The 23,253-nt window shown below is 63.7% G+C and carries 25 protein-coding genes; 12 read left to right on the top strand and 13 right to left on the bottom strand.

Going from position 1 to position 23,253, the window contains the following annotated elements; translation table 11 throughout:
- Positions 1-246 precede the first annotated feature (246 nt).
- Entirely contained in the window at positions 247-636 is a 390-nt protein-coding gene (locus GSQ90_RS03965) for a hypothetical protein (protein ID WP_158813508.1), read from the top strand.
- A gap of 1 nt (position 637) precedes the next feature.
- On the opposite strand, the gene GSQ90_RS03960 is transcribed toward GSQ90_RS03965, so the two are convergent.
- The 4 genes from GSQ90_RS03960 to GSQ90_RS32655 form a co-directional block, all read right to left on the bottom strand.
- Positions 638-1,387, bottom strand: coding sequence for an NUDIX hydrolase (locus GSQ90_RS03960; RefSeq protein WP_246731395.1), 750 nt, complete (start codon positions 1,385-1,387; stop codon positions 638-640).
- A complete protein-coding gene (locus GSQ90_RS03955) occupies positions 1,384-1,803 on the bottom strand; it encodes a DUF983 domain-containing protein (RefSeq protein ID WP_158813506.1) in 420 nt (139 codons plus the stop codon). The genes GSQ90_RS03960 and GSQ90_RS03955 overlap by 4 nt, the downstream gene beginning before the upstream one ends.
- Complete coding sequence (gene rnr, locus GSQ90_RS03950; protein ID WP_371418326.1) at positions 1,800-4,151, bottom strand: ribonuclease R; 2,352 nt, start codon at positions 4,149-4,151, stop codon at positions 1,800-1,802. The genes GSQ90_RS03955 and rnr overlap by 4 nt, the downstream gene beginning before the upstream one ends.
- Before the next feature lie 125 nt (positions 4,152-4,276).
- A complete protein-coding gene (locus GSQ90_RS32655; protein ID WP_256366583.1) occupies positions 4,277-4,411 on the bottom strand; it encodes a hypothetical protein in 135 nt (44 codons plus the stop codon).
- Positions 4,412-4,463: 52 nt separating this feature from the next.
- Here GSQ90_RS32655 and GSQ90_RS03945 point away from each other — a divergent pair, with 52 nt between their 5' ends.
- Both GSQ90_RS03945 and GSQ90_RS03940 read left to right on the top strand, forming a co-directional pair.
- Positions 4,464-4,745 (top strand): type II toxin-antitoxin system RelE/ParE family toxin, encoded by a 282-nt coding sequence (locus GSQ90_RS03945; RefSeq protein ID WP_158813505.1) that lies wholly within the window; start codon positions 4,464-4,466, stop codon positions 4,743-4,745.
- A 28-nt stretch (positions 4,746-4,773) separates the two neighbouring features.
- Positions 4,774-5,091: a HigA family addiction module antitoxin gene (locus tag GSQ90_RS03940; protein ID WP_158813504.1), complete on the top strand. Its 318-nt coding sequence runs from the start codon at positions 4,774-4,776 to the stop codon at positions 5,089-5,091.
- Positions 5,092-5,099: 8 nt separating this feature from the next.
- Here the strand turns inward: GSQ90_RS03940 and GSQ90_RS03935 are convergent, their stop codons facing one another.
- Positions 5,100-5,780 carry a class I SAM-dependent methyltransferase gene (locus tag GSQ90_RS03935; protein ID WP_158813503.1) on the bottom strand — a complete coding sequence of 227 codons (681 nt, stop codon included), beginning with the start codon at positions 5,778-5,780 and terminating at the stop codon, positions 5,100-5,102.
- Positions 5,781-5,916: 136 nt separating this feature from the next.
- On the bottom strand, positions 5,917-8,820 hold the full coding sequence (topA, locus tag GSQ90_RS03930) for a type I DNA topoisomerase (protein ID WP_158813502.1): 2,904 nt from the start codon (positions 8,818-8,820) through the stop codon (positions 5,917-5,919).
- Positions 8,821-9,031: 211 nt separating this feature from the next.
- On the opposite strand from topA, the gene GSQ90_RS03925 reads away from it, so the two are divergent.
- Positions 9,032-9,982: an aspartate carbamoyltransferase catalytic subunit gene (locus GSQ90_RS03925; protein WP_158813501.1), complete on the top strand. Its 951-nt coding sequence runs from the start codon at positions 9,032-9,034 to the stop codon at positions 9,980-9,982.
- Here GSQ90_RS03925 and GSQ90_RS03920 read toward each other — a convergent pair whose 3' ends face one another.
- From GSQ90_RS03920 to GSQ90_RS03895, 6 genes are all read right to left on the bottom strand, one after another.
- Positions 9,983-10,402, bottom strand: a complete 420-nt coding sequence (locus GSQ90_RS03920) for a DUF2442 domain-containing protein (RefSeq protein WP_158813500.1) — start codon at positions 10,400-10,402, stop codon at positions 9,983-9,985.
- Positions 10,386-10,634 carry a DUF4160 domain-containing protein gene (locus GSQ90_RS03915; protein WP_158813499.1) on the bottom strand — a complete coding sequence of 83 codons (249 nt, stop codon included), beginning with the start codon at positions 10,632-10,634 and terminating at the stop codon, positions 10,386-10,388. The genes GSQ90_RS03920 and GSQ90_RS03915 overlap by 17 nt, the downstream gene beginning before the upstream one ends.
- Positions 10,635-10,775: 141 nt before the next feature.
- Entirely contained in the window at positions 10,776-11,804 is a 1,029-nt protein-coding gene (gene tdh / locus GSQ90_RS03910) for an L-threonine 3-dehydrogenase (RefSeq protein WP_158813498.1), read from the bottom strand.
- Between the two features lie 31 nt (positions 11,805-11,835).
- On the bottom strand, positions 11,836-13,062 hold the full coding sequence (locus tag GSQ90_RS03905; protein ID WP_158813497.1) for a glycine C-acetyltransferase: 1,227 nt from the start codon (positions 13,060-13,062) through the stop codon (positions 11,836-11,838).
- 154 nt (positions 13,063-13,216) lie between these two features.
- The gene (locus GSQ90_RS03900; protein WP_158813496.1) at positions 13,217-13,501 is read right to left on the bottom strand and encodes an addiction module antidote protein; all 285 of its coding nucleotides are present in this window, start codon (positions 13,499-13,501) and stop codon (positions 13,217-13,219) included.
- Complete coding sequence (locus GSQ90_RS03895) at positions 13,491-13,802, bottom strand: type II toxin-antitoxin system RelE/ParE family toxin (RefSeq protein WP_158813495.1); 312 nt, start codon at positions 13,800-13,802, stop codon at positions 13,491-13,493. The genes GSQ90_RS03900 and GSQ90_RS03895 overlap by 11 nt, the downstream gene beginning before the upstream one ends.
- Before the next feature lie 127 nt (positions 13,803-13,929).
- Between GSQ90_RS03895 and GSQ90_RS03890 the strand changes: the two genes are divergently transcribed.
- The 3 genes from GSQ90_RS03890 to dprA are packed head-to-tail and all read left to right on the top strand — an operon-like array spanning position 13,930 to position 17,107.
- The gene (locus GSQ90_RS03890) at positions 13,930-15,222 is read left to right on the top strand and encodes a dihydroorotase (protein ID WP_158813494.1); all 1,293 of its coding nucleotides are present in this window, start codon (positions 13,930-13,932) and stop codon (positions 15,220-15,222) included.
- A 38-nt stretch (positions 15,223-15,260) separates the two neighbouring features.
- Positions 15,261-15,866: a glycerol-3-phosphate 1-O-acyltransferase PlsY gene (gene plsY, locus GSQ90_RS03885; protein WP_158813493.1), complete on the top strand. Its 606-nt coding sequence runs from the start codon at positions 15,261-15,263 to the stop codon at positions 15,864-15,866.
- A gap of 2 nt (positions 15,867-15,868) precedes the next feature.
- The gene (gene dprA, locus GSQ90_RS03880; RefSeq protein ID WP_246731394.1) at positions 15,869-17,107 is read left to right on the top strand and encodes a DNA-processing protein DprA; all 1,239 of its coding nucleotides are present in this window, start codon (positions 15,869-15,871) and stop codon (positions 17,105-17,107) included.
- A 37-nt stretch (positions 17,108-17,144) separates the two neighbouring features.
- On the opposite strand, the gene ruvX is transcribed toward dprA, so the two are convergent.
- Positions 17,145-17,651: a Holliday junction resolvase RuvX gene (gene ruvX, locus GSQ90_RS03875; protein WP_158813492.1), complete on the bottom strand. Its 507-nt coding sequence runs from the start codon at positions 17,649-17,651 to the stop codon at positions 17,145-17,147.
- A 130-nt stretch (positions 17,652-17,781) separates the two neighbouring features.
- Here ruvX and gatC point away from each other — a divergent pair, with 130 nt between their 5' ends.
- The 5 genes from gatC to GSQ90_RS03850 all read left to right on the top strand — a co-directional run bounded on the left by gatC (position 17,782) and on the right by GSQ90_RS03850 (position 23,240).
- Complete coding sequence (gene gatC, locus GSQ90_RS03870; RefSeq protein ID WP_158813491.1) at positions 17,782-18,069, top strand: Asp-tRNA(Asn)/Glu-tRNA(Gln) amidotransferase subunit GatC; 288 nt, start codon at positions 17,782-17,784, stop codon at positions 18,067-18,069.
- A 49-nt stretch (positions 18,070-18,118) separates the two neighbouring features.
- The gene (gatA, locus tag GSQ90_RS03865) at positions 18,119-19,639 is read left to right on the top strand and encodes an Asp-tRNA(Asn)/Glu-tRNA(Gln) amidotransferase subunit GatA (protein ID WP_158813490.1); all 1,521 of its coding nucleotides are present in this window, start codon (positions 18,119-18,121) and stop codon (positions 19,637-19,639) included.
- 134 nt (positions 19,640-19,773) lie between these two features.
- On the top strand, positions 19,774-21,261 hold the full coding sequence (gene gatB / locus GSQ90_RS03860) for an Asp-tRNA(Asn)/Glu-tRNA(Gln) amidotransferase subunit GatB (RefSeq protein ID WP_158813489.1): 1,488 nt from the start codon (positions 19,774-19,776) through the stop codon (positions 21,259-21,261).
- Between the two features lie 450 nt (positions 21,262-21,711).
- Positions 21,712-22,101, top strand: coding sequence for a hypothetical protein (locus GSQ90_RS03855; RefSeq protein ID WP_210254809.1), 390 nt, complete (start codon positions 21,712-21,714; stop codon positions 22,099-22,101).
- Between the two features lie 434 nt (positions 22,102-22,535).
- Positions 22,536-23,240, top strand: coding sequence for a glutathione binding-like protein (locus GSQ90_RS03850; RefSeq protein ID WP_158813488.1), 705 nt, complete (start codon positions 22,536-22,538; stop codon positions 23,238-23,240).
- The last annotated feature ends 13 nt before the right edge of the window (positions 23,241-23,253 follow it).

Here is a 23,253-nt window from a genome sequence, read left to right as displayed (position 1 = left end):
CACTAGCATGAATTCCCATTTTCAGAAACGTAATGTCCACAATGTCGCTTCCTCGTCGCTCCGTCCGCGGCGGGCGCGGGATCGCTCGCGTTCCTCGCTCGCCTATGCGGTCGCCGATAGAATTGCCGTCGCTAAATATTTGCGACAAGAGCGCGTTAACACTTGAGTAACCTTCGCGCGCAAGGTTACAAATTGACCAGTAGCGTGATTCGTCAAGCGTTCGCGATGACTCGTGAGATGCTTCACATGATGAATGCCGACGCCGCTCTTGGTCTTTCAGGTTTTCTCGAATGGTCGGAGCCGGTCATTTTCGACCGGCTTGTCGAAGCCTACCAGGCTCATTTGGGACCAGGGCCAACGCCACGCAAGCTCGCCCGGCTGCACGCGCGCACATGGCGGGCCCTAATCTTGGGCGACATGGCCAAATACGACGCCTTGCGCTGGGATTTGGTCGAAGCGCTCGATGAATGCCCGCTCGATCTCGACGATTTGGCCGACGCCGACGGGCAAATTCTGGTCGAGCTTCTCGATATCGTGATGTCGCGTTACCAGCGCTCGAAGCAGACGGCGAAGGGTTATCATCTTGCGCTGATCGCCTTGGCGGGCCGCCTTGCGCCGCCGCTGCGCGCCGCTTGATCTAAAGCTCTTCGCGCAGCCATTTCTTATGGCGCTCATGATAAAAAGGACGGGCGCGAAAACGGCTCATCCCCGCCTGCGTCGCGGCCGCCAGCTCGGCCAGAACGACGCGCGTGATGGTCGGCAGGTCGAGCTTCGCTGCTTCTTCAAGCGGCGTCCAGACAAGCTCGACGAGTTCGGCCTCAGGGTTGATGATGTCGGGCGTGCGATGGGCGATCAGCGCGGCGTCGGCGACAAAAAACCTGGTGTCGAAGCGCTTGGGCCGACGCGGCGGCGTGATCGCCCGCGCGATGAAATCAAGGCTGTCGAGCGCGGGAAAGACGCCGGTGGCGGCAAAGCGCGCCCAGGCGCCTTCGGGCGCGCTGGGCGGCGCGCCATGATCGGTGACGCCCAAGGCGAGGCCGGTCTCCTCGAAGGTTTCACGGATCGCGGCCAAGGCCAGCGCGCGGGCGAAGGCCGGGGAAGGGCGCTTGGTGCGCGCATTCAGCTTTTCCTCGACGATGGCGTCGAGCGGCCCCGCAATGCTCATTTGCCGGTCGCTGGGCTCAATGCGGCCGCCCGGGAAAACAAATTTGCCCGGCATGAATTTGTGCCCGGCATGGCGCCGCCCCAGCAGCACGCGCGGCGCTGCGCTCGAACGATCGATCAAGATCAAGGTCGCCGCGTCGCGCGGCCGCACATTGGGCGAATTGCGCGAGCGCGCCTCGGTCTGTAACGCCTGCGCCAATTCGGACGGGATCGGGCTGCTCACGGCGCGTCCTTCTCGGGGCCGCCGAACCCATGCATGCGCAACGCCCATTGGTAGCCGACCAGCGCGCCTTTGACGCGCGGCAGCAACAGCAGCGACAGAACGAAAGTGAGCCAGATCCAGATGATCGCGCCGAGCCACATCGGCGACTTCGGCCAGGCCTCCTCCGCCGCCAGCACGCCAGCGACGACGATATGGCCGACGACGAGCATCGTAATATAGGGCGGCGCATCGTCGGCGCGCTGGTAATGCAGATCTTCGCCGCAGACAGGGCAGGAATCGACAACTTTCAGATAGGCGCGAAACAGGCGTCCCTTGCCGCAATTGGGGCAGCGTTCCATGAATCCGCGCCGCACGGCGGTCCCGAGTTCGCGCTTGGCGCCGCTATCGTTCGCGATCGGATAGGCCGTCTGCGTCATCGCCTTGCTCCATTCTTCGGTCGCGGTCGTTTGCCCGCTTCACGCTTCGAAAGGGGGGTATTCTCGCGCGTGGAATTTCTATGCGCCGCTTTTCTCGCCCCGCCCTCCGAGAGCATTTCAAAGCGCAGCGCGCCGGCGAAAGGCGCGGCCTCGACAAGTTTCACCTCGACTTTGTCGCCAAGACGAAACGTCTCGCCGGTGCGCGCACCGACAAGCGAGCGCGAGGTTTCATCGAAGCGAAAATAATCGGCGCCCAAAGTCGCGGCTGGAATGAAGCCGTCCGCCCCCGTCTGCGCCAGGCGCACGAACAGGCCGACGCGCGTGACGCCGGCAATCCGCGCCTCGAAGCGCGCGCCAATCTGCTCGCTCATATGCGCGGCGATGAGACGGTCGGCGGTTTCGCGCTCGGCCGCCATGGCGCGCCGCTCGGCGCCCGAAATGCGTTGGGCGATGTCGGCGAGATCGTTGAGGCGCATGTCGGGCTGGCCGCCCGGCCCCAGGTTCAAGGCGCGGATCAGCGCGCGGTGGACGATGAGATCGGCGTAGCGTCGGATGGGCGAGGTGAAATGCGCGTAGCGCCGCAAGTTCAAGCCGAAATGGCCATAATTCTCATTGGTGTATTCGGCCTGCGCCTGCGAGCGCAGCACGACTTCGTTGACGAGCTGCTCTGACGGGTCGCCCTTCACGCGGGCTAGAATGCCGTTGAACTGGGCGGGACGCACCCGCTCGCCCCTGGCGAATTTGACGCCGATGCTGCCGAGAAATTCGCTGAGGTCGTTCAACTTTTCGACGCTCGGCGCATCATGCGCGCGATAGATCAAATGCGCTTTCGCCGTCTCTAGGGATTCGGCCGCCGCGACATTGGCGAGGATCATGAATTCTTCGATCAGGCGATGCGCGTCGAGCCGCTCGGGCCAGCGAACGCCCTTGAGCGAGCCATCGGAATTGAGGACGAGCTTACGTTCGGGCAGGTCGAGATCGAGCGGGCTGCGCTGTTCGCGCTCGATCTTCATCGCGGCATAGGCTGCGTAAAGAGGCTTCAGCGTGGCCTCAAGCAGCGGCGCCGTCGTATCGTCCGGCGCGCCGTCGATCGCGCGCTGCGCTTGCTCATAGCTGAGTTTGGCGTGCGATCGCATCATGATGCGATGAAACGAATGTTTGCGCTTGCGACCGTCCGCGCCGATGACCATGCGTACGGCAAGCGCCGGCCGGTCTTCATCGGGACGCAGCGAGCAGAGATCGTTGGAGATGGGCTCAGGCAGCATCGGGACGACGCGATCGGGGAAATAGACCGAATTGCCGCGCTCAAGCGCCTCCTTGTCGAGCGATGAACCGGGCCGCACGTAAAGGGCGACGTCGGCTATGGCGACCGTAAGGACGAAGCCGCCGGGATTGTCGGCTTCTGTATCGGGCGCTGCGTAAACCGCGTCGTCATGGTCTTTCGCATCAGGCGGATCGATGGTGACGAGGGGCAGGGCGCGCCAGTCCTCGCGATGATCCATGCCGGCCGGCCGCGCCGCCTCCGCTTCGTGAAGCGTCGCGGCGGAGAAGACATTGGGAATGCCATGCGTTGTAATGGCGATAAGGCTGATCGCCTTTTCTGATTTGACCGAGCCGAGCCGCTCGACGACGCGCGCGGTCGGCAGGCCGAAGCGTCCTTCGCGCAACGTTTCCAGCGCGACAAGGTCGCCCTCGGCCGCCCCGCCGGACATGCCGGCCGGCACGAAGATTTCGCGCGCCGCGCCGCGTTTTTCAACGGGCAAGGCGCGACCGCCGCCGCCCTCCAATTCGCGGTAAACGCCGAGCATGCGCGCCTTGGCTTTATCGACAATTTTGACGACGCGGCCGCTATAGGCGGGATCGCGCGGCGAAGCCTCGGCGTCGAATTCGACGCGCACCAGCACCCGTGCGCCGAGCCCTGGCGCTAACCCGCCTTCGCGCTTGCCGCGCGCCCGGTGAACAAGGATGCGCGGCGCGTCGCCGTCCTCGTCCCATTCGACGGGTTTGGCGATCAGTTCGCCGTCGCGGTCGCGCTCGACAATATCGGCGAGGACAAGGGCGGGCAGTCGGCCTTGCCGCTGCAACGTCTTGCGGCCGCGCTTGATCGCGCCATCGGCCTCGAGATCTTTGATGAGCAGTTTCAGATCGGCCTTATCGTTGTTCTGGACGCCGAAGGCGCGCGCGATCTCTCGCTTGGTGATGCGCGCTGGCGGCTTGACGCCGCCTGGCGCCGCTTCGCCGCCGATATAGGCGAGAAGCTGGTCGCGCGAGGGCAGGGCGCCTGCCGGGTTTTGCGCGCGTGTTGTTTTCGCGCGAACAGGGCGCGCGGTTTTTATTCTTTTAGACAATGGGTCTTTCTTTGGAAATTATGGGTGAGTTTCGGGGCGGGCAAATGCACGGCCCCGCATATATATCATGGCGCAGCTTCGTGCGCACAAGCGCCGCCGGTCAGCCGGCGTTCTGCTTTCCCGCATCATTTCATGGCGCGGAACGAGATGCGCCGCACGCCAGCAAAGGCCGATCCAAGTATTGCGGCTCTTTGCGGAAAAATCAGCGTGGCCCCAGCGGCAAGTCTGATCATCGAATTTTGTATCTCTAATTGATACATTCCTCTTGCTCTCCGTATCTCTTTGCGATACAAGAATGAAGAAGAGACGGCGATGATCCTACGTTTCAAAGATATGACGACCGAACTGGTTTTCAAGGGGAAGTGTCCGAAGGGCTTTCCGACAGAAGCGTTCAAGGTCGCGCGCCGAAAGCTTGAAGCGGTCAACGCAGCCAATAGACTGGAAGATCTCGCCAGCCCTCCTGGCAATAAGCTTCACCCATTGAGGGCGGACCGCGATGGCCAGCACGCCATTCGCATCAATGATCAATACCGCATCTGCTTCATTTGGACCCCTGCCGGCCCGGATAATGTCGAGATCGTTGACTATCACTGAGCGACTAGACTTCGAGAGGAGGGCGCCTATGCCCGAGAACGTTGAGATTGTTGCGACCCTGCCGCCCATGCACCCCGGCGAGATGTTGCGTGAGGAATACCTCAAGCCGCTTCATTTGTCGGCTGGCGCGCTCGCCAAATCCTGCGGAGTCCCGCGCACCCGTATCGAGCGCATCGCCAGTGAGAAGCTCGGCATCACTGGCGATACCGCAATAAGGCTTGCTCGCGTGCTCGGCACAACCCCCGAGTTCTGGATGAACCTGCAGAGTCGCTATGAAATCGGAATGGCGTTTAACGAAGTCGGCGATATCGTTGAACGGCTTCGCCCATTGGAAATCGCAGCGTGAACGCTCGTTCACGCCCCGCCCGTCGCCTTTTGCACGCGCAGCAGCGTAAACAGCCGGAACGGCGCAACCGCGCGGCGCTCCAGAATGGAAGCGTCCTTGCGCGCGGCGATCCAGTCGCCGACCGCCGCATAGGGGAATTGCGGATGCCAGCCCAGCCAGCCGGCGGATTTTTCAAGCGCCGCCTCGGTCCTCGCCCGCAAACCGCGCTCGGCGGAGAAATGGTTCATCAGGACCATCTGGCCGCCCGGCCGCAAAACGCGCCACATCTCGTCGAGCACACGGGCGGGGGCCGGGACGACGCTCATCACATAGGGCGCGAGAGCGACATCGAACCGCTGGTCCGGAAAGTCGAGCGCGCCGGCGTCCATGATATGGAGCGCTTTGACCTGCCCGAGGGCCTCTTTGGCGACGCGCTCGCGCGCCAATTTCAACATCGGCGCGCTGAGATCGATGCCGGTGATGCGCAGATTCTTGGGCAACAGGCCGAGTTCGAGCCCGGTGCCGACTCCGACGACCAGAACCTCGCCCTCGTTGGGCGCCGCCTGAGCCGCCGCCGCCGCGGCCGCCAGTCGGCCGGGGTGAAACGGCAGATCGAAGATCAGGTCATAGATCGGCGCCCAGCGGCTATAGGCCGATTCGGATGCGCGCTTGGCCAGGACTTCCGGCCTTGCAGTTCCCGGATGCGGCATGAAACGCGACTCCCTGCATGCGGACAATTCTCAGGAATTACGCACCTTTAACGCCGTCCGCCCATCTAAAGTTGCACCAAGCCGGCGTCATATTCAAGCGGCCCGGAAGCGGACGCGCCCGCTCGCCACGCCTTGCTCACGCCTTGCGCTTGGCTTTCGCCGCCGGCTTTTTGATAGGCTTCGCCTTGGGTTTCGTCGTGGCGGAGGGCTTGGCGGCCGAAGGTGTGGATTTGGCCCTGGCGTCCGGCTTGAAGGGCGGATCGCTCTTGGCCGCGGCCTTCTTTGTCGCGCCCGCCTTGGCCGGCGCCTTGCGGGCCGGCTTCCCGCGTGCGCCGGAGGGACGGCCCTCGCGCTCCTCGATCAGGTCGATGGCTTCACCCAGCGAAATGTCGTCGGGCGAGACGGATTTCGGGATCGTCGCATTGACCTTGCCCCAATTGACATAGGCGCCGAACCGTCCGGGCCGGACCGAGATCGGGCCGCCTTTGGGATGTTCGCCGAGCAGGCGCCCGCCGCCGACCCCGCCTCCCGCCGCTTTCGCTGCGAGTGCGGCGACGGCGTCGTCGAGCGTCAGCGTCGTTGTATCGGTCCCCTTGGGCAAGGTCGCGTTGATCTTGCCATGATTGACATAGGCGCCAAAGCGCCCTTCCTTCACACTGACGGCGCCGCCCAGGGTCGGGTGGTCGCCCAGCGCGCGGCCCGATCCCGCGCCAAAACGCCGCCCGCCGGCGCCGCTCTCTTTGGCGACGATGAGGTCGATCGCGCGATTGCCGCCGATCGCCAGCACGTCTTCGTCCTTGCCGAGATTGGCGTAAGTCTTCGCATGCTGGACATAGGCGCCGTAGCGCCCGATGCCGGCCAGGATCGGTTCGCCGCTGGTGGGATGACGCGCGACTTCACGCGGCAGCGACAACAGAGCGAGCGCCTGCTCTAGAGTCACATCGGCCGGCGCCAACCCTTTCGGCAGAGAACAGCGCTTGGGTTTTTCTCCTTCGCCCTGCTGCACATAATCGCCAAAGCGCCCGCTGCGCAGCGTGATTTCCTCGCCCGTCGCGGGGTCCTGGCCGAGCGCGCGCACGCCGGGGCGCTCGCCTTCGACGAGTTTAGCCTGGTCCTGTCCGGTCGGCGACAGGACGCGCGTGAATTTGCATTCGGGATAATTCGAACAGCCGATGAAAGCGCCAAACTTGCCGAGTTTCAACGACAATTGCCCCTTGTTGCAAAGCGGACAAAGGCGCGGATCGCCGCCATCCTCGCGCGCGGGGAAAATATGCGGGCCGAGCAATTCGTTGAGGCTGTCGAGCACCTGCGTGGTGCGCAGATCCTTGGTGCCGCCGATCGCGATGGAGAAGTCGCGCCAAAAATCGCGCAGCAGATCCTTCCAGTCGATTTCGCTGTTGGAGACTTTGTCGAGCTTCTCTTCCAGATCGGCGGTGAAATCATAGCCGACATATCTAGTGAAGAAGGATTCCAGGAAAGCGGTCACGAGCCGCCCTTTATCTTCGGGAAACAGGCGCTTTTTCTCAAGCCGCACATAATCGCGATCCCGCAGCACCGCGAGCGTGGAGGCATAGGTCGAAGGCCGGCCGATGCTCAGTTCCTCCATGCGTTTGACGAGCGTCGCCTCGGTATAGCGCGGCGGCGGTTCGGTGAAATGCTGCGACGCCTCGATGCGCTCCTTGGCGAGCGCCTCGCCCGCCGCCATCGGGGGCAAGCGGCTGGAATCTTCGTCCTCCTCGTCGTCGCGCCCCTCCTGATAGAGCGCGAGGAACCCGTCGAAGCGCACGACCTGTCCGGTGGCGCGGAAATCCAGGCGCCGCGCGCCGGCGGCGGCCAGAATGTCGACACTGGTGCGCTCCAGTTCGGCGCTCTCCATCTGGCTGGCGATCGTTCGCGTCCAGATCAATTCGTAAAGCTTAGCCTGATCGCCTTCCAGATGGCGCGCGACTTCGCGCGGCCGGCGGGTGAGGTCGGTCGGGCGGATGGCCTCATGCGCCTCTTGCGCATTCTTGGCTTTGACCGTGTATTTGCGCGGCGCCGCCGGAACATATTTGTCGCCGAAATCCTTGCCGATCACCTGGCGCGCGCCTGCGATCGCCTCTGGCGCAAGGTCGACGCCGTCGGTGCGCATATAGGTAATGAGTCCGGCCGGCCCGTCGCCAAGATCGACGCCTTCATAAAGACGTTGCGCGATCTGCATCGTGCGCGCCGGCGCGAGACCGAGTTTGCGCGAGGCTTCCTGCTGCAGGGTCGATGTAGTGAAAGGCGGATAGGGGTGCCGCTTGGCGGGTTTTGATTCGACCTCGACCACCGAGAATTTGGCGGCGTCGAGCGCCGCTTTGAAATCCTCGGCCTCTTTCCCGGACCCGATGTCGAGCCGGTTGATCTTCTTGCCGTCGGCGCCGACCAGCCGCGCGGTGAAGGGCGCGTCGGCCGCTGTCTTCAGGTGGGCGACGAGCGACCAATACTCGCGTTTGACGAATTTCTCGATCTCCAGCTCGCGGTCGCAGACGATGCGCAGCGCCACCGATTGCACGCGGCCCGCCGAGCGGGCGCCGGGCAGTTTGCGCCACAACACCGGCGACAGATTGAAGCCGACGAGATAATCGAGCGCGCGGCGGGCGAGATAGGCGTCGACCAAAGCGGCGTCGATCTCGCGGGGATGGCGCATCGCGTCGAGGACGGCTTCCTTGGTCACCGCGTTGAAGACCACGCGGTCGACGCGCTTGTCCTTGAGAACGCGTTTGCCTTTCAGGATCTCGTAGATGTGCCAGGAAATGGCCTCGCCTTCGCGATCCGGGTCGGTCGCCAGAATGACGCGGTCGGCGTCCTTGACCGCGGCGGCGATCTCGGAAAGGCGCTTGGACGACTTGCCGTCGACCTCCCAAAGCATGGCGAAATCGTTCTCCGGATCGACCGAGCCGTCCTTGGGCGGCAGATCGCGGACATGGCCGAACGAGGCGTAGACGTCATAGTCCTTGCCCAGATATTTATTGATTGTCTTGGCCTTAGACGGCGATTCGACGATCACAACCTTCATGCGAAATTGTCCTCGAGCGCGGATGACGCCAGCCTTAAAAGAGCTGGCGACCGCGAAAATGCTTTGACTCGGCCATGCCGAACAGGGCGCGGAAAATGGTGGAGGGCGGGCCGCGTGTCAAATGGTGGGGAAAGCGCGGTCATCAAGGGCGGAACTCGGGCGCGCCCTGTCTTGCCCGATCACGGTCCAGGGCATATAGGCTCTCCTCTTGATGCAAGCAACGCTTCAAAAGCCGATTTTCGCGCAACGCCATCTGCTCGGCATCGAAGGTCTTTCGCCTTTGGAGATCGTCGCTTTGCTCGATCTGGCCGATTCCGCCGTCGAGATTTCCCGGCAGGTCGAGAAGAAGCGCACGACCTTGCGCGGGCGCACGCAGATCAATCTATTCTTCGAAGCCTCCACCCGGACGCAATCCTCGTTCGAACTGGCCGGCAAGCGGCTCGGCGCCGATGTGATGAACATGTCGACCGCCAATTCCAGCGTCAAAAAAGGCGAGACGCTGATCGACACGGCGGCGACGCTCAATGCGATGCGGCCCGACATTATCGTCGTGCGCCATCATCAGGCGGGCGCTGTCCATCTGCTCGCCCGCAAGGTCGACTGCTCCGTCATCAATGCGGGCGACGGCGCCCACGAGCATCCGACCCAGGCCCTGCTCGACGCGCTGACCATTCGCCGCAACAAGGGGCGCATCGAAGGACTGGTCGTCGCCATCTGCGGCGACATCCTGCATTCGCGCGTCGCGCGCTCGAATATCCTGCTGCTCGGCGCTTTGGGCGCGCGCGTGCGCGTCGTCGGCCCCTCGACCCTGCTGCCGCCGGGCATCGAGAATATGGGCGTCGAAGTCTTTCGCGATATGCGCGCCGGCCTCGCGGGCGCCGATATCGTGATGATGCTACGCCTGCAGCGCGAGCGCATGAACGGCGCCTTCGTGCCCTCGACCAAGGAATATTTCCGCTATTTCGGCCTCGACGAGGAGAAGCTCGCCTGGGCCAAGCCCGATGCTTTGGTGATGCATCCCGGCCCGATGAACCGCGGCGTCGAGATCGACTCGCTGGTGGCCGATGGCGCGCAATCGCTGATCCGGGAGCAGGTCGAGATGGGGGTCGCCGTGCGCATGGCGGTGCTGGAGGCGCTGGCGCAGCATTTGCCGAATGGGTGATCAGCGGCTCACGCTCTTACGAGGACGACCGCCCTTCGCGCCGTTCGAGCGAGCCGCCGCCGCCTTCGCTGGCGAAGTCGTGCGCCCGGCCGCGCGGGCCAACGCCCGAGTCATCCAGGCGCGGGTCCCGAAGATGCCGGACACCAACGCCGGTACGTAGAGGTCCACGTCAAGCGCGGGCCAATGCAGGTTGAACCCAAGCCCGTCCACCTCGACATTCGCAAGATCGTCCTGGCTTGCGCCATGCAGATCCTGCACAAGCTGTGGGGGGAACGCATAGGCGCATCCGTTGACCAGATCGACCACGACACGATCTGCGGCCCGATCATAACGCGCACTCGCGGCTCTGGGTTCTGTTTCCAGAATCTTGCGACCACGCGCTTCGGCCGCTCTGATCTGCGCGTCAGTTGCGTCGACCATGGATACGCTCCCATTCCTGCAAAAAATCGTCGCGGCGCGCGATTGTCTCCGCGATGAGGGGCCGCATGTCAGACCGCTTGATGCCGATGCTGGACACCACTTCAGGCGCGCCATCCGGTCCAAGCAGGTTGATTTTCGCCTGTCCCGCTCCGGTAATGTGGACATGCGCCGGTTCGTGATCGAGGGTGTAAATGACGAACCGGAAGCCGTGAGCGCGATGGACGACAACCATTCCTTAATATAACCCATCTGTTGGGTTTATCAAGGTCGTCGAGTCCGAGAAGACTAAGAATTCGAGCGACGATGCGCGGCCCACGCTGCGCGCGGAAATTACGCCGTCAACGCTCCATTCTGCTTCCTCAAAAGAGCGGTCTCACGCGTTAAAATCCAGCACCACCTTACACGCCTGCCCCGCATTCAGCGCCGCAAAGCCCGTCTCGAACTCCGCCATCGGCAGGCGATGGGTGATCACCGGCGAGACGTCGAGTCCGCTCTGCAGCATCGCCAGCATCTTGTACCAGGTCTCGTACATCTCGCGGCCATAGATGCCCTTCAGCGTCAGGCCTTTGAAAATGACTTCGTTCCAGTCGATCGCCGCCTCGTCGGCGAGGATGCCGAGCAGGGCGACCTTGCCGCCATTGTTCATGGCGCCGATCATGTCGCGCAGGGCTTTCGGGTTGCCCGACATTTCGAGGCCGACGTCGAAGCCCTCATGCATGTCGATTTCGACCATGACTTCTTTCAGCGTCTGGCGGTCGGCGCGCACCGCGCGCGTCGCGCCCATCGTCCTCGCCAAGGCGAGGCGATAATCGTTGACGTCGGTGATGACGATATTGCGCGCGCCGACATGGCGGCAGATCGCGATCGCCATCAGGCCGATCGGCCCGGCGCCGGTGATCAGCACATCCTCGCCGACGAGATCGAAGGACAAAGCCGTGTGGACGGCGTTGCCCAGCGGATCGAGAATGGCGGCGATTTCGTCCGGGATGGAATCGGGGATGAGATAGGCGTTGGAGGCGGGGATTGCGACATAATCGGCGAAGGCGCCCGGCCGGTTGACGCCGACGCCCAAAGTGTTGCGGCAGAGGTGGCCGCGCCCCGCGCGGCAATTGCGGCAGAAGCCGCAAACGATATGCCCTTCGCCCGAAACGCGCTGGCCGACCTTAAGCGCCGTCACGTCGCGGCCGACCGCTTCGATCACGCCGAGATATTCATGGCCGACCACCATCGGCACGGGAATGGTGCGCGCCGCCCATTTGTCCCAATTATAGATATGCAGGTCGGTGCCGCAGATCGCCGCCTTCCTCACTTTAATCAGCACATCGTTCGGCCCAAATTCCGGGCGCGGCGTCTCCTCCCGCCACAGGCCGCGTTCCGACTTGGCTTTGACCAACGATTTCATGGCGCGATAATCCTGGCGATAAGCAGAGGTTTCAGGGGATGAGGCCGACGGCGCGGCCGGCCGATGCGAAAGCCGCGATGGCGCGGTCGAGATCGGCGAGCGAATGGGCGGCGTTCATCTGCGTCCTGATCCGCGCCTTGCCATGCGGCACGACCGGATAGGAAAAGGCCGTGACATAGACGCCTCTTTGTTGCAACGCGCCGGCCAGCCGCGCCGCCGCCGCCGCCTCCCCGATCATCACGGGGATGATCGGATGCTCGCCCGGCGTCAGCGTGAAGCCCGCCGCGGTGAGGCCCTTGCGGAAATGGGCGGCGTTGCGGACGAGATTTTCGCGCAGGTCGGCGGATGTCGCGACAAGTTCGAGCGCTTCGATCGTCGCCGCGGTGATCGACGGCGCCAGCGCATTGGAGAAGAGATAAGGCCGCGCGCGTTGGCGCAGCAGATCGACGAAGGGTTTGGGCCCCGCGATATAGCCGCCCGAGGCGCCGCCCAAAGCCTTGCCCAAAGTTCCGCTGATCAGATGCACGCGTCCTTCGACGCCGCAGCGCTCGGGCGTCCCCGCGCCACGCGCGCCGATAAAGCCGACCGCATGGCTGTCGTCGACCATCACCAAAGCATCGTGTTTTTCGGCGAGGTCGCAAATGGCGGGCAGGTTGGCGATGATCCCGTCCATCGAGAACACCCCGTCGGTGACGATCAGGCGCGAACGGGCGTCCTTGGCTTCGATCAGCCGGGCTTCGAGTTCGCCCATGTCATTATTGGCGTAGCGCAACCGGCGCGCCTTGCAGAGCCGGACGCCGTCGATGATGGAGGCATGGTTCAGCGCGTCGGAGATGATCGCGTCCTTCTCGCCGAGCAGCGCTTCGAACACGCCGCCATTGGCGTCGAAACAGGAGGAGAAAAGGATAGCATCGTCGGTGCGCAGAAAGGCGGCGAGTTTCTGTTCGAGGGCGAGATGAAGATCCTGCGTGCCGCAAATGAACCGCACCGAAGCCATGCCGAAACCGTGACTGTCGAGCGCGGCTTTCGCGGCGGCGATCAGGCGCGGATGATCGGCGAGGCCGAGATAATTATTAGCGCAAAGATTAAGGAGTTCGACGCCGCCGCTATTATGGCCGCCGGCGCCGGGCGGCGCGTCCTGCGCCACCGTAACGCTGCCGCCCTGGGCTGAGGAAATCGCGCGTTCGCGCTTCCAAAGCCCGGCGTCGCGGATGGCGGCGAGTTCGGCGGCGGCATGGTCGAGGAGAGCGCGAGACATGGAGGCTCAAACGGCTGGAGAAAAGATGTCAGCAAGCTTTACCATTTTGAGATGCGGCGAGCCTCATAAGAATGCGGCGGCGGGCGATCAAAATTCTGATCGAGCCACAACACAACGGGCGCGGCGCGTTCCGGCGGCGCTTATCCGCGAGGGACTATGCCGTTGCGATGGTCAGTCGATAACCGAGCGCGGCCGCGACTTTTGTTAGAGACGCCAGCGTTGGGTTTCCGTTGTGCTTGAACGTTTTATAAAGGGCGTCGCGGCTAATGCCCGCATCTTGCGCAACCTTGGACTTGCCGCGCGCGCGAGCCACGTCGCCGAACGCAGCCGCGATCAAGGCCGGGTCGCCGTCCTCGAACGCGGCTTCAAGATAGGCAAGTTCGTCTTCACGGGTCTTCAGGCGATCGGCGGGATCCCAGACTGTGGTCTCAATTGCCATTGCCTTCGTCCTTGAGTTCTCTTGCGATGGATTTCGCGGTCTTGATGTCGCGGTCTTGTGTGTGCTTATCGCCGCGGCAGAGCAGGATCACGATGGCCTTGCCGCGTTGGACGAAATAAACCCGATAGCCCGGTCCGTAATCGATGCGAAGCTCGCTAACGCCCTCGCCGACCGACTTGACGTCGCCTGAATTGCCAAGAGAGAGCCGGCGAATTCTGATATCAATCCGATTAACAGCCCGTCGATCGCGGAGTTCGGCAATCCACTTCGAATAGGTCGAGGTTTGTCGAACTTCGATCACGCGTATAATATATTATACAAGATGAAAGTCGTCAAGCGATTTGCGCCGGGAGCAAATTCCAAAAACGATTTCGCTTGAAAAGCCGAGGCGGTTGCGCTCGTCCCTCGCGCAAGCTATCGGAGCCTTTGTGACCGACAATCGTCCCTGCGCCCTCATCAACGCCCGCCTTGTCGATCCGGCTTCTGGCCAGGAGACCCATGGCGGCGTTCTGGTCATCGGCGGCCTCATCGCCGGGCTCGGGGGCTCGGTCACCGCGGATTCGACGCCGGCGGAAGCCCGCATTATCGATTGCGCGGGCGATGTCGTCGCGCCGGGCCTGATTGATATGCGCGCCTTCATCGGCGAGCCGGGCGCCGAACACCGCGAGACGATCGCCACCGCCAGCGCGGCGGCGGCGGCGGGCGGCGTGACGACGGTTCTGGCGAGACCCGACACCAGCCCGCCGGTCGACGAGCCGGCGGTCGTCGACTTTATTTTGCGCCGCGCGCGCGATACCGCCAAGGTTCGCATTCTGCCCTGCGCCGCCTTGACCAAGGGCCTGGAGGGGCGCGAGATCGCCGAGATCGGCCTGCTCGCGGAAGCCGGCGCGATCGCTTTTTCCGACGGACGTCGCTCGATCGCCAACGCCCAGGTGATGCGTCGCGCGCTGACCTACGCCCGGGATTTCGGCGCCCTCGTCATGCATTATTGCGAAGATCGCGACCTTGCCGGCGAAGGCGTGATGACCGAAGGCGAGCGGGCGAGCCGGCTCGGCCTGCCGGGCGTCCCGCGCGAAGCGGAAACGATCGTCCTCGACCGCGACCTTCGGCTCATCGCGCTGACAGGCGCGCGCTATCACGCGGTGTTTGTCAGCAACGCGCTGTCGGTCGCGGCGATGCGACAAGCCAAGCATGCCAGCCTTGGCGTGACCTGCGGCGTTTCGATCAATCATCTGACGCTGAACGAAATCGACGTCGGCGACTACCGCACCTTTCTCAAGCTCGCGCCGCCGTTGCGCGCCGAAGAGGAGCGGCTGACGCTGGTCGAGGCGCTCGCGGAGGGGATCATCGACGTCGTGGTTTCCGATCACGACCCGCAGGATGTCGAGACCAAGCGCCTGCCTTTCGCCGAGGCGGAAGCGGGCGCGATCGGTATCGAGACCATGCTTTCGGCCAGCCTGCGGCTGGTTTCGTCCGGCCAGCTCAGTCTGCCGCGATTGCTCCGCGCGATGTCGACGCGGCCGGCGGAAATCCTTGGGCTGCCCGGCGGCAGGCTTGCCTTGGGCGCTCCGGCCGACCTCATTCGCTTCGATCCCGAAGAGCCCTATATTCTCGACCCCGCTTCTCTGCATTCGCGCTGCCGCAACACGCCATTCGACGCGGCGCGGATGGAGGGTCGCGTCAAATTGACTCTTGTTGCCGGCAAGGTCGCGCACGAATAGGTTGTCTCCAATTCCTTGCAAGTCCCGGGGGTCCACCGATGCCGTTCGTCCTTTCGCCAGACGATTTCTTTAGTTTGGCCCTGGGCTATTGGTGCGGCTCCATTCCGTTCGGCCTGTTGCTGACGCGTCTTGCCGGAACGGCCGATCTGCGCACCATCGGTTCGGGCAATATCGGCGCGACCAATGTGCTGCGCACCGGCCGCAAGGATCTGGCCGCTGCGACGCTCGTCCTCGACGCGCTGAAGGGCACGTTGGCGGTAGGCTTGGCCTATTGTTTTTTTGGCGCCACGGTCGCGCTATTCGCCGCGATCGGCGCCTTCATCGGCCATCTCTATCCCGTCTGGATCGCCTTTCGCGGCGGCAAGGGGGTTGCGACGTTTCTTGGCTGTCTGATTGGCATCGCCTGGCAAGCGGCCCTGGTCTTCGCGCTGGCGTGGCTCGCCGTCGCCGCGCTCACCCGCTATTCCTCGGCGGCGGCGCTGACGGGAAGCGTTCTGGCACCGCTGACGCTCTATTTCTGGGTGGGGCGTCCCGACGCGGCGCTGGTCTTTGCGCTTCTCGCCCTGCTGCTCTGGATCAAACATAGCGCCAATATCGGCCGCCTGATGAATGGAACCGAGACGAGGATCGGGCAAGGGAGCTGAAAGTGGCGGTTGCGCCCAAGGCGATCCGGCTCACCGACGCCCAGCGTTTCGACTGGCTGCGCCTTATCCGCAGCGAGAATGTCGGCCCTCGCACGTTCCGCGCGCTGATCCGCAATTGCGGCGGCGCGGGCGCCGCGCTCAAGGCCTTGCCTGAGATGGCGCGGCGCGGCGGCGCGGCCAAGCCGATCAGGCTCGCGACAGTGGAGGAAATCGAACGGGAGCTGACGGCGGCGCGCCACGCCGGCGCGCGTTTCATCGCTTTGGACGAGCCCGACTATCCCGCAGCTCTGCGCCAGATCGATTCCGCGCCGCCGATCATCGCGCTGCGCGGACGCGAAGAGGCGTTGCAACAGCCCGCCGTGGCGATCGTCGGCTCGCGCAATGCGTCGGGCGCCGGATTGACCTTTACCGAACGCCTGGCGCGCGGGATTGGCCGGGCCGGTTACGTCATCGTGTCGGGTCTGGCGCGCGGCATCGACCAGCGCGCCCATCTCGCCTCGCTGGAGACCGGCACGATCGCGGTGCTCGCCGGCGGCCATGCGAGACCCTATCCGGCGGAAGCCGCGCCGCTGATCGCCCGCATCGCCGAATCCGGCGGCGCCATCATCTCGGAAATGCCGATCGAATGGGAGCCGCGCGGCCGCGACTTTCCGCGCCGCAACCGGATCGTGTCGGGCATGGCGCTGGGAACGGTGATCGTCGAAGCCGCTCGCGGCTCGGGCTCGCTCATCACTGCCCGTTTCGCCGCCGAGCAGAACCGCGAGGTTTTCGCGGTTCCCGGTTCGCCGCTCGATCCGCGGGCCGAGGGGACCAACGATCTCTTGCGCGACGGCGCCAATCTTTGCGCGCGGGCGGAAGATGTCTTGAATGTGCTGGACCCCGTGCGCGCCCGCGATCCGTTTTCGATTCTGCGCGAGGGGTTTTCGAGCTCGACCGGTTCGCTTTGGGACGAGCGGGACATTCCCGACGACGAGCCCGGCCCGGCGATCCGCTCCAGGGCCGTCGGCGACGCGGCTTCGGCATCGCTCGATCTTGCCACGCGCGACGCGCCGGCTCCGGTCCGCGCGCGCATCTTAGAGTTGCTCAGCCCCTCGCCGATTTCCATCGACGAACTGGTTCGGGCCGCCGACGCGCCGATAAAAGAAGTGCGGATCGTGCTGCTGGAACTCGAACTGGCAGGCAAATTGGAATATTCCGGCGGCGCCCGCGTGGCTCTATCGATCCCACGGGAGCGCGACTAGAGGCGCCTGCAACGAACGGCCATTCTTGTCTGTGAGGTCATAAGATCGGGGTATCGCTGGACGATATTTGCGCGCCGATCGAAGCCAGACGATCAAGCGCCCCCTGCAGGATATAAGCGGCCGCCATCTGGTCGACGACGGCGGCGCGTTTGGCGCGCGAGACATCGTTCGCGATCAGCGAGCGCTCGACGGCGGCGGTCGACAGGCGTTCGTCCCAGAAGGCGAAGGGCGTGGCGTTCAGGCCGCTAAAGTTGCGCAGGAACGCCCGCGTCGCCTGCACCCTGGGGCCCTCGCTGCCGTCCATATTGAGCGGCAGGCCGACGATCAGCGCGAAGGCCTCGTGCCGCGCGATCTCCGCGATCAATTGCTGCGCGTCGAGCGTGAACTTCTTACGCTCGATGGTAAGAAGGGGCGTTCCGATCCGGCGTTCGACATCGGAAAGCGCAAGGCCGATCGTCTTTGTGCCGAGATCGACGCCGATCAGCCTTGCGCGGCGCGGCAAGAGCGCCGCAAGCGCTTCGAGCGGGATCGGGTGTGATGACATGCCATCGCCCTACCATGGCGGGCGCGCTTGCTCCAAACCGCTTTTCCAAGCCGGCGCCATATGTTGCAACGCGAAAGCGCCCGATGCTATAGGGGCCGGGATCGCCGGTCCGGCGAGCCTTGGAGCGAATATGTCCGTCGATCAGGCCACTGTCCGCCGCATTGCGTATCTCGCGCGCATTGCCGTGACCGATGAGGAGGTTCCTCATCTGGAGGGCGAGATCAACGCCATTCTGTCCTTCGTCGAGGCGCTCGGCGCGGTCGATGTCGCAGGCGTCGAGCCGATGACCTCGGTGATCCCGATGAAGCTGCCGTTGCGCGCCGATGTGGTGACCGACGGCGAGATCGAGAGCCTTGTTCTGGCCAATGCGCCGCTGGCCGAAGACGATTTTTTCCTGGTCCCCAAAGTCATCGAATGAAGCGCGGATCGCCCGCTCGCAACCCACGTTCCCATAGACGGATGATGCATTGACCGATCCCACAGCCCTGACGCTCGCTGAAGCGCGCGATGCGCTAGTCGCCCGGAAACTATCGAGTCTTGAGCTGACGCAAGCCTACCTCGGCGCGATGGAGCGAGCGCGCGGGCTTAACGCCTATATCGTCGAGACGCCGGATCAGGCGCTGGATATGGCGCGGGCGAGCGATGCGCGCATCGGCAAGGGAGAGGCGGGCGCGCTCGAAGGTCTGCCGATCGGCGTCAAGGATCTTTACGCGACAAAGGGCGTCCATACGCAGGCTTGCAGCCATGTTCTCGATGGCTTTAAACCAACCTATGAATCGACCGTCACGGCGCAGCTTTGGCGCGACGGCGCAGTGATGCTCGGCAAGCTTAATATGGATGAGTTTGCGATGGGCTCGTCGAACGAGACTTCTTATTACGGACCTGTCGCCTCCCCCTGGCTGCCGCCCAACTGGAGCGCGGCGCAGGGGCGGGCGGCGCTCGCCGCCGACAAACGCGGCCTGCTTGTGCCTGGCGGTTCTTCGGGCGGTTCCGCTTCCGCTGTTTCGGCGCGGCTGTGCCTAGCGGCGACGGCGAGCGACACCGGCGGCTCGATCCGCCAGCCGGCGGCGTTCACCGGCACATGCGGCATCAAGCCGACCTATGGCCGCTGCTCCCGTTACGGCATGGTCGCCTTCGCCTCGTCGCTCGATCAGGCCGGCCCGATCGCCCGCAATGTGCGCGACGCGGCGATCATGCTGCGTTCGATGGCCGGCCATGATCCCAAGGACTCGACCTGTTACGACGCGCCCGTGCCTGACTACGAGGCCGCCATCGGCCGCTCGATCAAGGGGTTCAAGATCGGCGTGCCCAGGGAATATCGTCTGGACGGCATGAACCCGGAGATCGAGAAACTTTGGGGGCAGGGGGTCGAATGGCTGCGCGCCGCCGGCGCCGACATCGTCGATATTTCGTTGCCCAACACACGCCATGCGCTGCCTGCCTATTATATTGTCGCGCCGGCGGAGGCTTCGTCCAATCTCGCCCGCTATGACGGCGTGCGCTACGGCCTGCGCGAGCCCGGCAATGACATCGCCGAGCTCTATGAGAAGACGCGCGCGGCGGGCTTTGGCGCCGAGGTTCGCCGGCGGGTGATGATCGGAACCTATGTGCTTTCGGCCGGCTATTACGACGCCTATTACGTGCGCGCCCAGAAAATCCGAACGCTGATCAAGCGCGACTTCGAGACCGTCTTCGCCGATGGCGTTGACGCGATCCTGACGCCCGCGACGCCTTCGGCGGCGTTCGGCATCGGCGAGAAGGGCTCGGCCGATCCGGTCGAAATGTATCTCAACGACGTCTTCACCGTCACCGTGAACATGGCCGGCCTGCCGGGCCTTGTGGCGCCTGCCGGGCTTTCGGCCGAGGGGTTGCCGCTCGGCCTGCAGTTGATTGGCCGGCCGTTCGACGAGGGGACCTTGTTCTCCTTGGGCGCGGTTATGGAGCAATCGGCGGGGCGCATGAGCTTGCCGCAACCCTGGTGGGGCTGAAGCGCGCCGGGATGACCGTCTCGGTCGTCTTCTCGTAACCTTCGCCTCCCGCCAGCGCGTCAGGAGCGGCGGGACGCGCGCGTTCCCGAAATCTGGTAGGCACTAGTCAGACTTCGCAAGCTAAGGACTTAGACATGTCGACGCAGGCGCAGCATTCCAAATTCATTCAGGGCGCGACGGGCGATTGGGAAATCATCGTCGGGCTCGAAGTCCATGCCCAGGTGACTTCGCGCTCCAAACTGTTCTCGGGCGCCTCGACCGCGTTCGGCGCGCCGCCCAATTCGCATGTGTCGCTGGTCGACGCCGCCATGCCGGGCATGCTGCCGGTCATCAACGCCGAATGCGTCGCGCAGGCGGTGCGCACGGGTCTCGGCCTGAAGGCCAAGATCAACCTGCGCTCGACCTTCGATCGCAAAAACTATTTCTATCCCGATCTGCCGCAGGGCTATCAGATCTCGCAATATAAGAGCCCGATCGTCGGCGAGGGGGAAATCCAGGTCGACCTGACCCCCGACCATTCCATCAAGGTTGGCATCGAGCGGCTGCATCTTGAGCAGGACGCCGGCAAGTCGCTGCACGATCAATCCCCGACGATGAGCTTCGTCGACCTCAATCGCTCCGGCGTCGCGCTGATGGAGATCGTTTCCAGGCCTGACATGCGCTCGGCCGACGAGGCCAAGGCCTATGTGACCAAGCTGCGCACCATCCTGCGCTATATCGGGTCATGCGACGGCGACATGGACAAGGGCAATCTGCGCGCCGATGTGAACGTGTCGGTGCGCCGGCCAGGCGCGCCGCTGGGCACGCGCTGCGAAATCAAGAACGTCAATTCGATCCGCTTCATCGGCCAGGCGATCGACGTCGAGGCGCGCCGCCAGGTCGCGATCATCGAGGACGGCGGCTCCATCGATCAGGAGACGCGCCTGTTCGATCCCGCGCGCGGCGAGACGCGTTCGCTGCGCTCGAAAGAGGAGGCGCATGACTACCGCTACTTCCCCGATCCGGACCTGCTGCCGCTCGAGTTCGACGCGGCTTTCGTCGCCGAACTCGAGGCGCATTTGCCCGAGCTGCCCGACGCCAAGAAGGCGCGCTTCATGGCTGATTACGGCCTTTCGGCCTATGATTCCGGCATCCTCGTCGCGGAGAAAGAGACCGCCGATTACTACGAATCCGCCGTTTCCCATGGCGGCGTCCAGCGCGACGCCAAGGCTGTCGCCAATTGGATCATGGGCGATCTCTCCGCTTATGCGAACACGCAAGGGTTGTCGGTCGCGCAGACCGAAATCGACGCGAGTTCGATCGCGACGCTTGTCGACCTCATTGGCGAGGGCGTGATCTCGGGCAAGATCGCCAAAGACGTGTTGGCGATCATCATCGCCGAGGACAGAAGCGCCGATCCGCGCGCCATCGTCGAGACGCGCGGCTTGAAGCAGGTCACCGACACCGGCGCGATCGAGAGCGCCGTCGACGCCATCATCGCCGCCAATCCCGACAAGGTCGCGCAGGCGATCGCGAAGCCGACCTTGCTCGGCTGGTTCGTCGGTCAGGTGATGAAATCGACGGGCGGAAAAGCCAATCCGCAAGCCGTCAATGACATGCTGAAACGCAAACTCGGCGTGTGACGAAGCCGAATCAGTGACGCGCGAATCAACTGATTCGCGCGCGATCTTGCTGATCGAGCGCTGCGACTCGCGCTGCGCAAGACATAATTATGTATGCGGCGCCCAAGAAAAATTCGATTGACACACAGCGATTGAAGCGCGCGTCGCGACATGTGCGAGCAAGGCTCGCTTCGCGCTCCGCGTCGCGCGACTAGTGTGTGAGCGTGTCGCACTACGATCATCGCAGAAACGATCTGTCGCGCTGCGTCGATGCGTGCGACGCTTAGAGTATTAAGGTCGCGCACGTACCGTAGCGCCGCTTCGCCGAGCCATCAGGCGCCGCGTTTCATTACGAAGACTTGTGTGTCGTTGGCTATCGTTGCTTGGCAATGCTCGGCAACGGAGGTGTTTGCTTGGCGGCGTGTGTGCGCAGCATAATTCGATAGACATGCGCGGCGAAGGCTTCATCAATTGCAGGCGCCGCTTGCTCTCGCGCGGAACAAAGTTACTCTGAATTTGTTAGTCGTCTGCGAAACAGAATCGCGCAGACAATTTGATTTAGAGGGACACATCAAAATGGCGAAAGCTGCTGCAAAGAAAAAACCCGCGAAGAAGGCCGCCGCGAAGAAGCCGGCGAAAAAGGGCGCGGTGAAGAAAGCTACCCGTAAGGTCGCCGCCAAGAAGGGCGCGCGCAAGGTTGTGGCGAAGAAGGCCACCCGCAAGGTCGCCGCTAAGAAGGGCGCGCGCAAGGTTGCCGCCAAGAAGACTGTGAAGAAGGCTGCTGCGAAAAAGAAGGCCCCGGCCAAACGCAAGAAAGCGGCTCCTGCTCCGGCGGCTCCTCCTATGGCTCCCACGAGCTAACGCAGGCGGAGTTCACTTAACGCCATATCAGGCGCGGGCTTCATCCTCGATGGGCGCCGCGCCTGAATATTTTTTCGCTGTCGCGAATGTTGCCGCGGCGCAGCGGCGTAGGAATCCACGGAACGTTGCGGCAATGAGCGGCTTGGTGGGCGGCTTTGTTGCTGGGGTCGGAAGGTTTTCCGATCGCCGGCCCAGGGGCGCGAGCGGCGCTCGCGTGAGAGCTCAGGCGTAGGGCCGTAGCGGCTGCACTCCATCGCACGACGAAATCAGTCGGTCTACGAGCAGCCGTTGCGGCGACGCGGTCGCTTGAACGGATCAAACGCCTTCCGACGCCCTCCCTTTTCGGCTACGATTGGGTCGTTCAATGGTCAAGCGGCCAGGGCGACGCCACGCGGCGCCGCGCGTTGGCGGGAAGCCAAAGGAAGCCAGCGCTCATGTCTCAACCAACAGACCCGATAGAGCTCTATTATTGGCCGACGCCGAACGGGTGGAAGATTTCCATCATGCTTGAGGAATGCGCGCTCCCCTATGTCGTGCGCCTCGTCAATATCGGCAAAGGCGAGCAGTTCACGCCGGAATTTCTGGCGATCGCCCCTAACAATCGCATGCCCGCGATCGTCGATCCGGACGGGCCTGGCGGCGAGCCGATCTCGGTTTTCGAGTCGGGGGCGATCCTGCAATATCTCGCGCGCAAGACCGGGCGCTTTGGCGGCGCCGGCGAGCGTGAACGGGTCAGCGTCGAGGAATGGCTGTTCTGGCAGGTTGGCGGCCTCGGTCCGATGGCCGGCCAGGCCAATCATTTCCGGCACTACGCGCCCGAAAAGATCGCCTATGGAATCGACCGCTATACGAACGAGGTCAACCGCCTCTACGGCGTCATGAACAGGCGCCTGGAGCGTCACGCATACCTCGCGGGCAAGAATTATTCGATCGCCGATATGGCCAGCGTCGGCTGGACGCGCGGCTGGGAGAGGATGGGGCAGGACATGGCCCAGTTTCCCCATCTCAAGCGTTGGCTCGATGAGCTTCTTGAGCGGCCGGCGGTCAAGAAGGGCCTTGCGGTGAGCGCCGAAGCGCGCAGCAATCTGGCCGATGACAAGGAAGCGCAAAAAATTCTATTCGGCCAGCGCGCCCGCTGAGGGGCTTGTGGGC

It is taken from the genome of Methylocapsa sp. S129 (assembly GCF_009765995.1).
GTDB lineage: Bacteria > Pseudomonadota > Alphaproteobacteria > Rhizobiales > Beijerinckiaceae > Roseiarcus.
The sequence above is the reverse complement of the archived record's forward strand: the minus strand, read 5'-3'. Positions and strand labels throughout refer to the sequence as shown.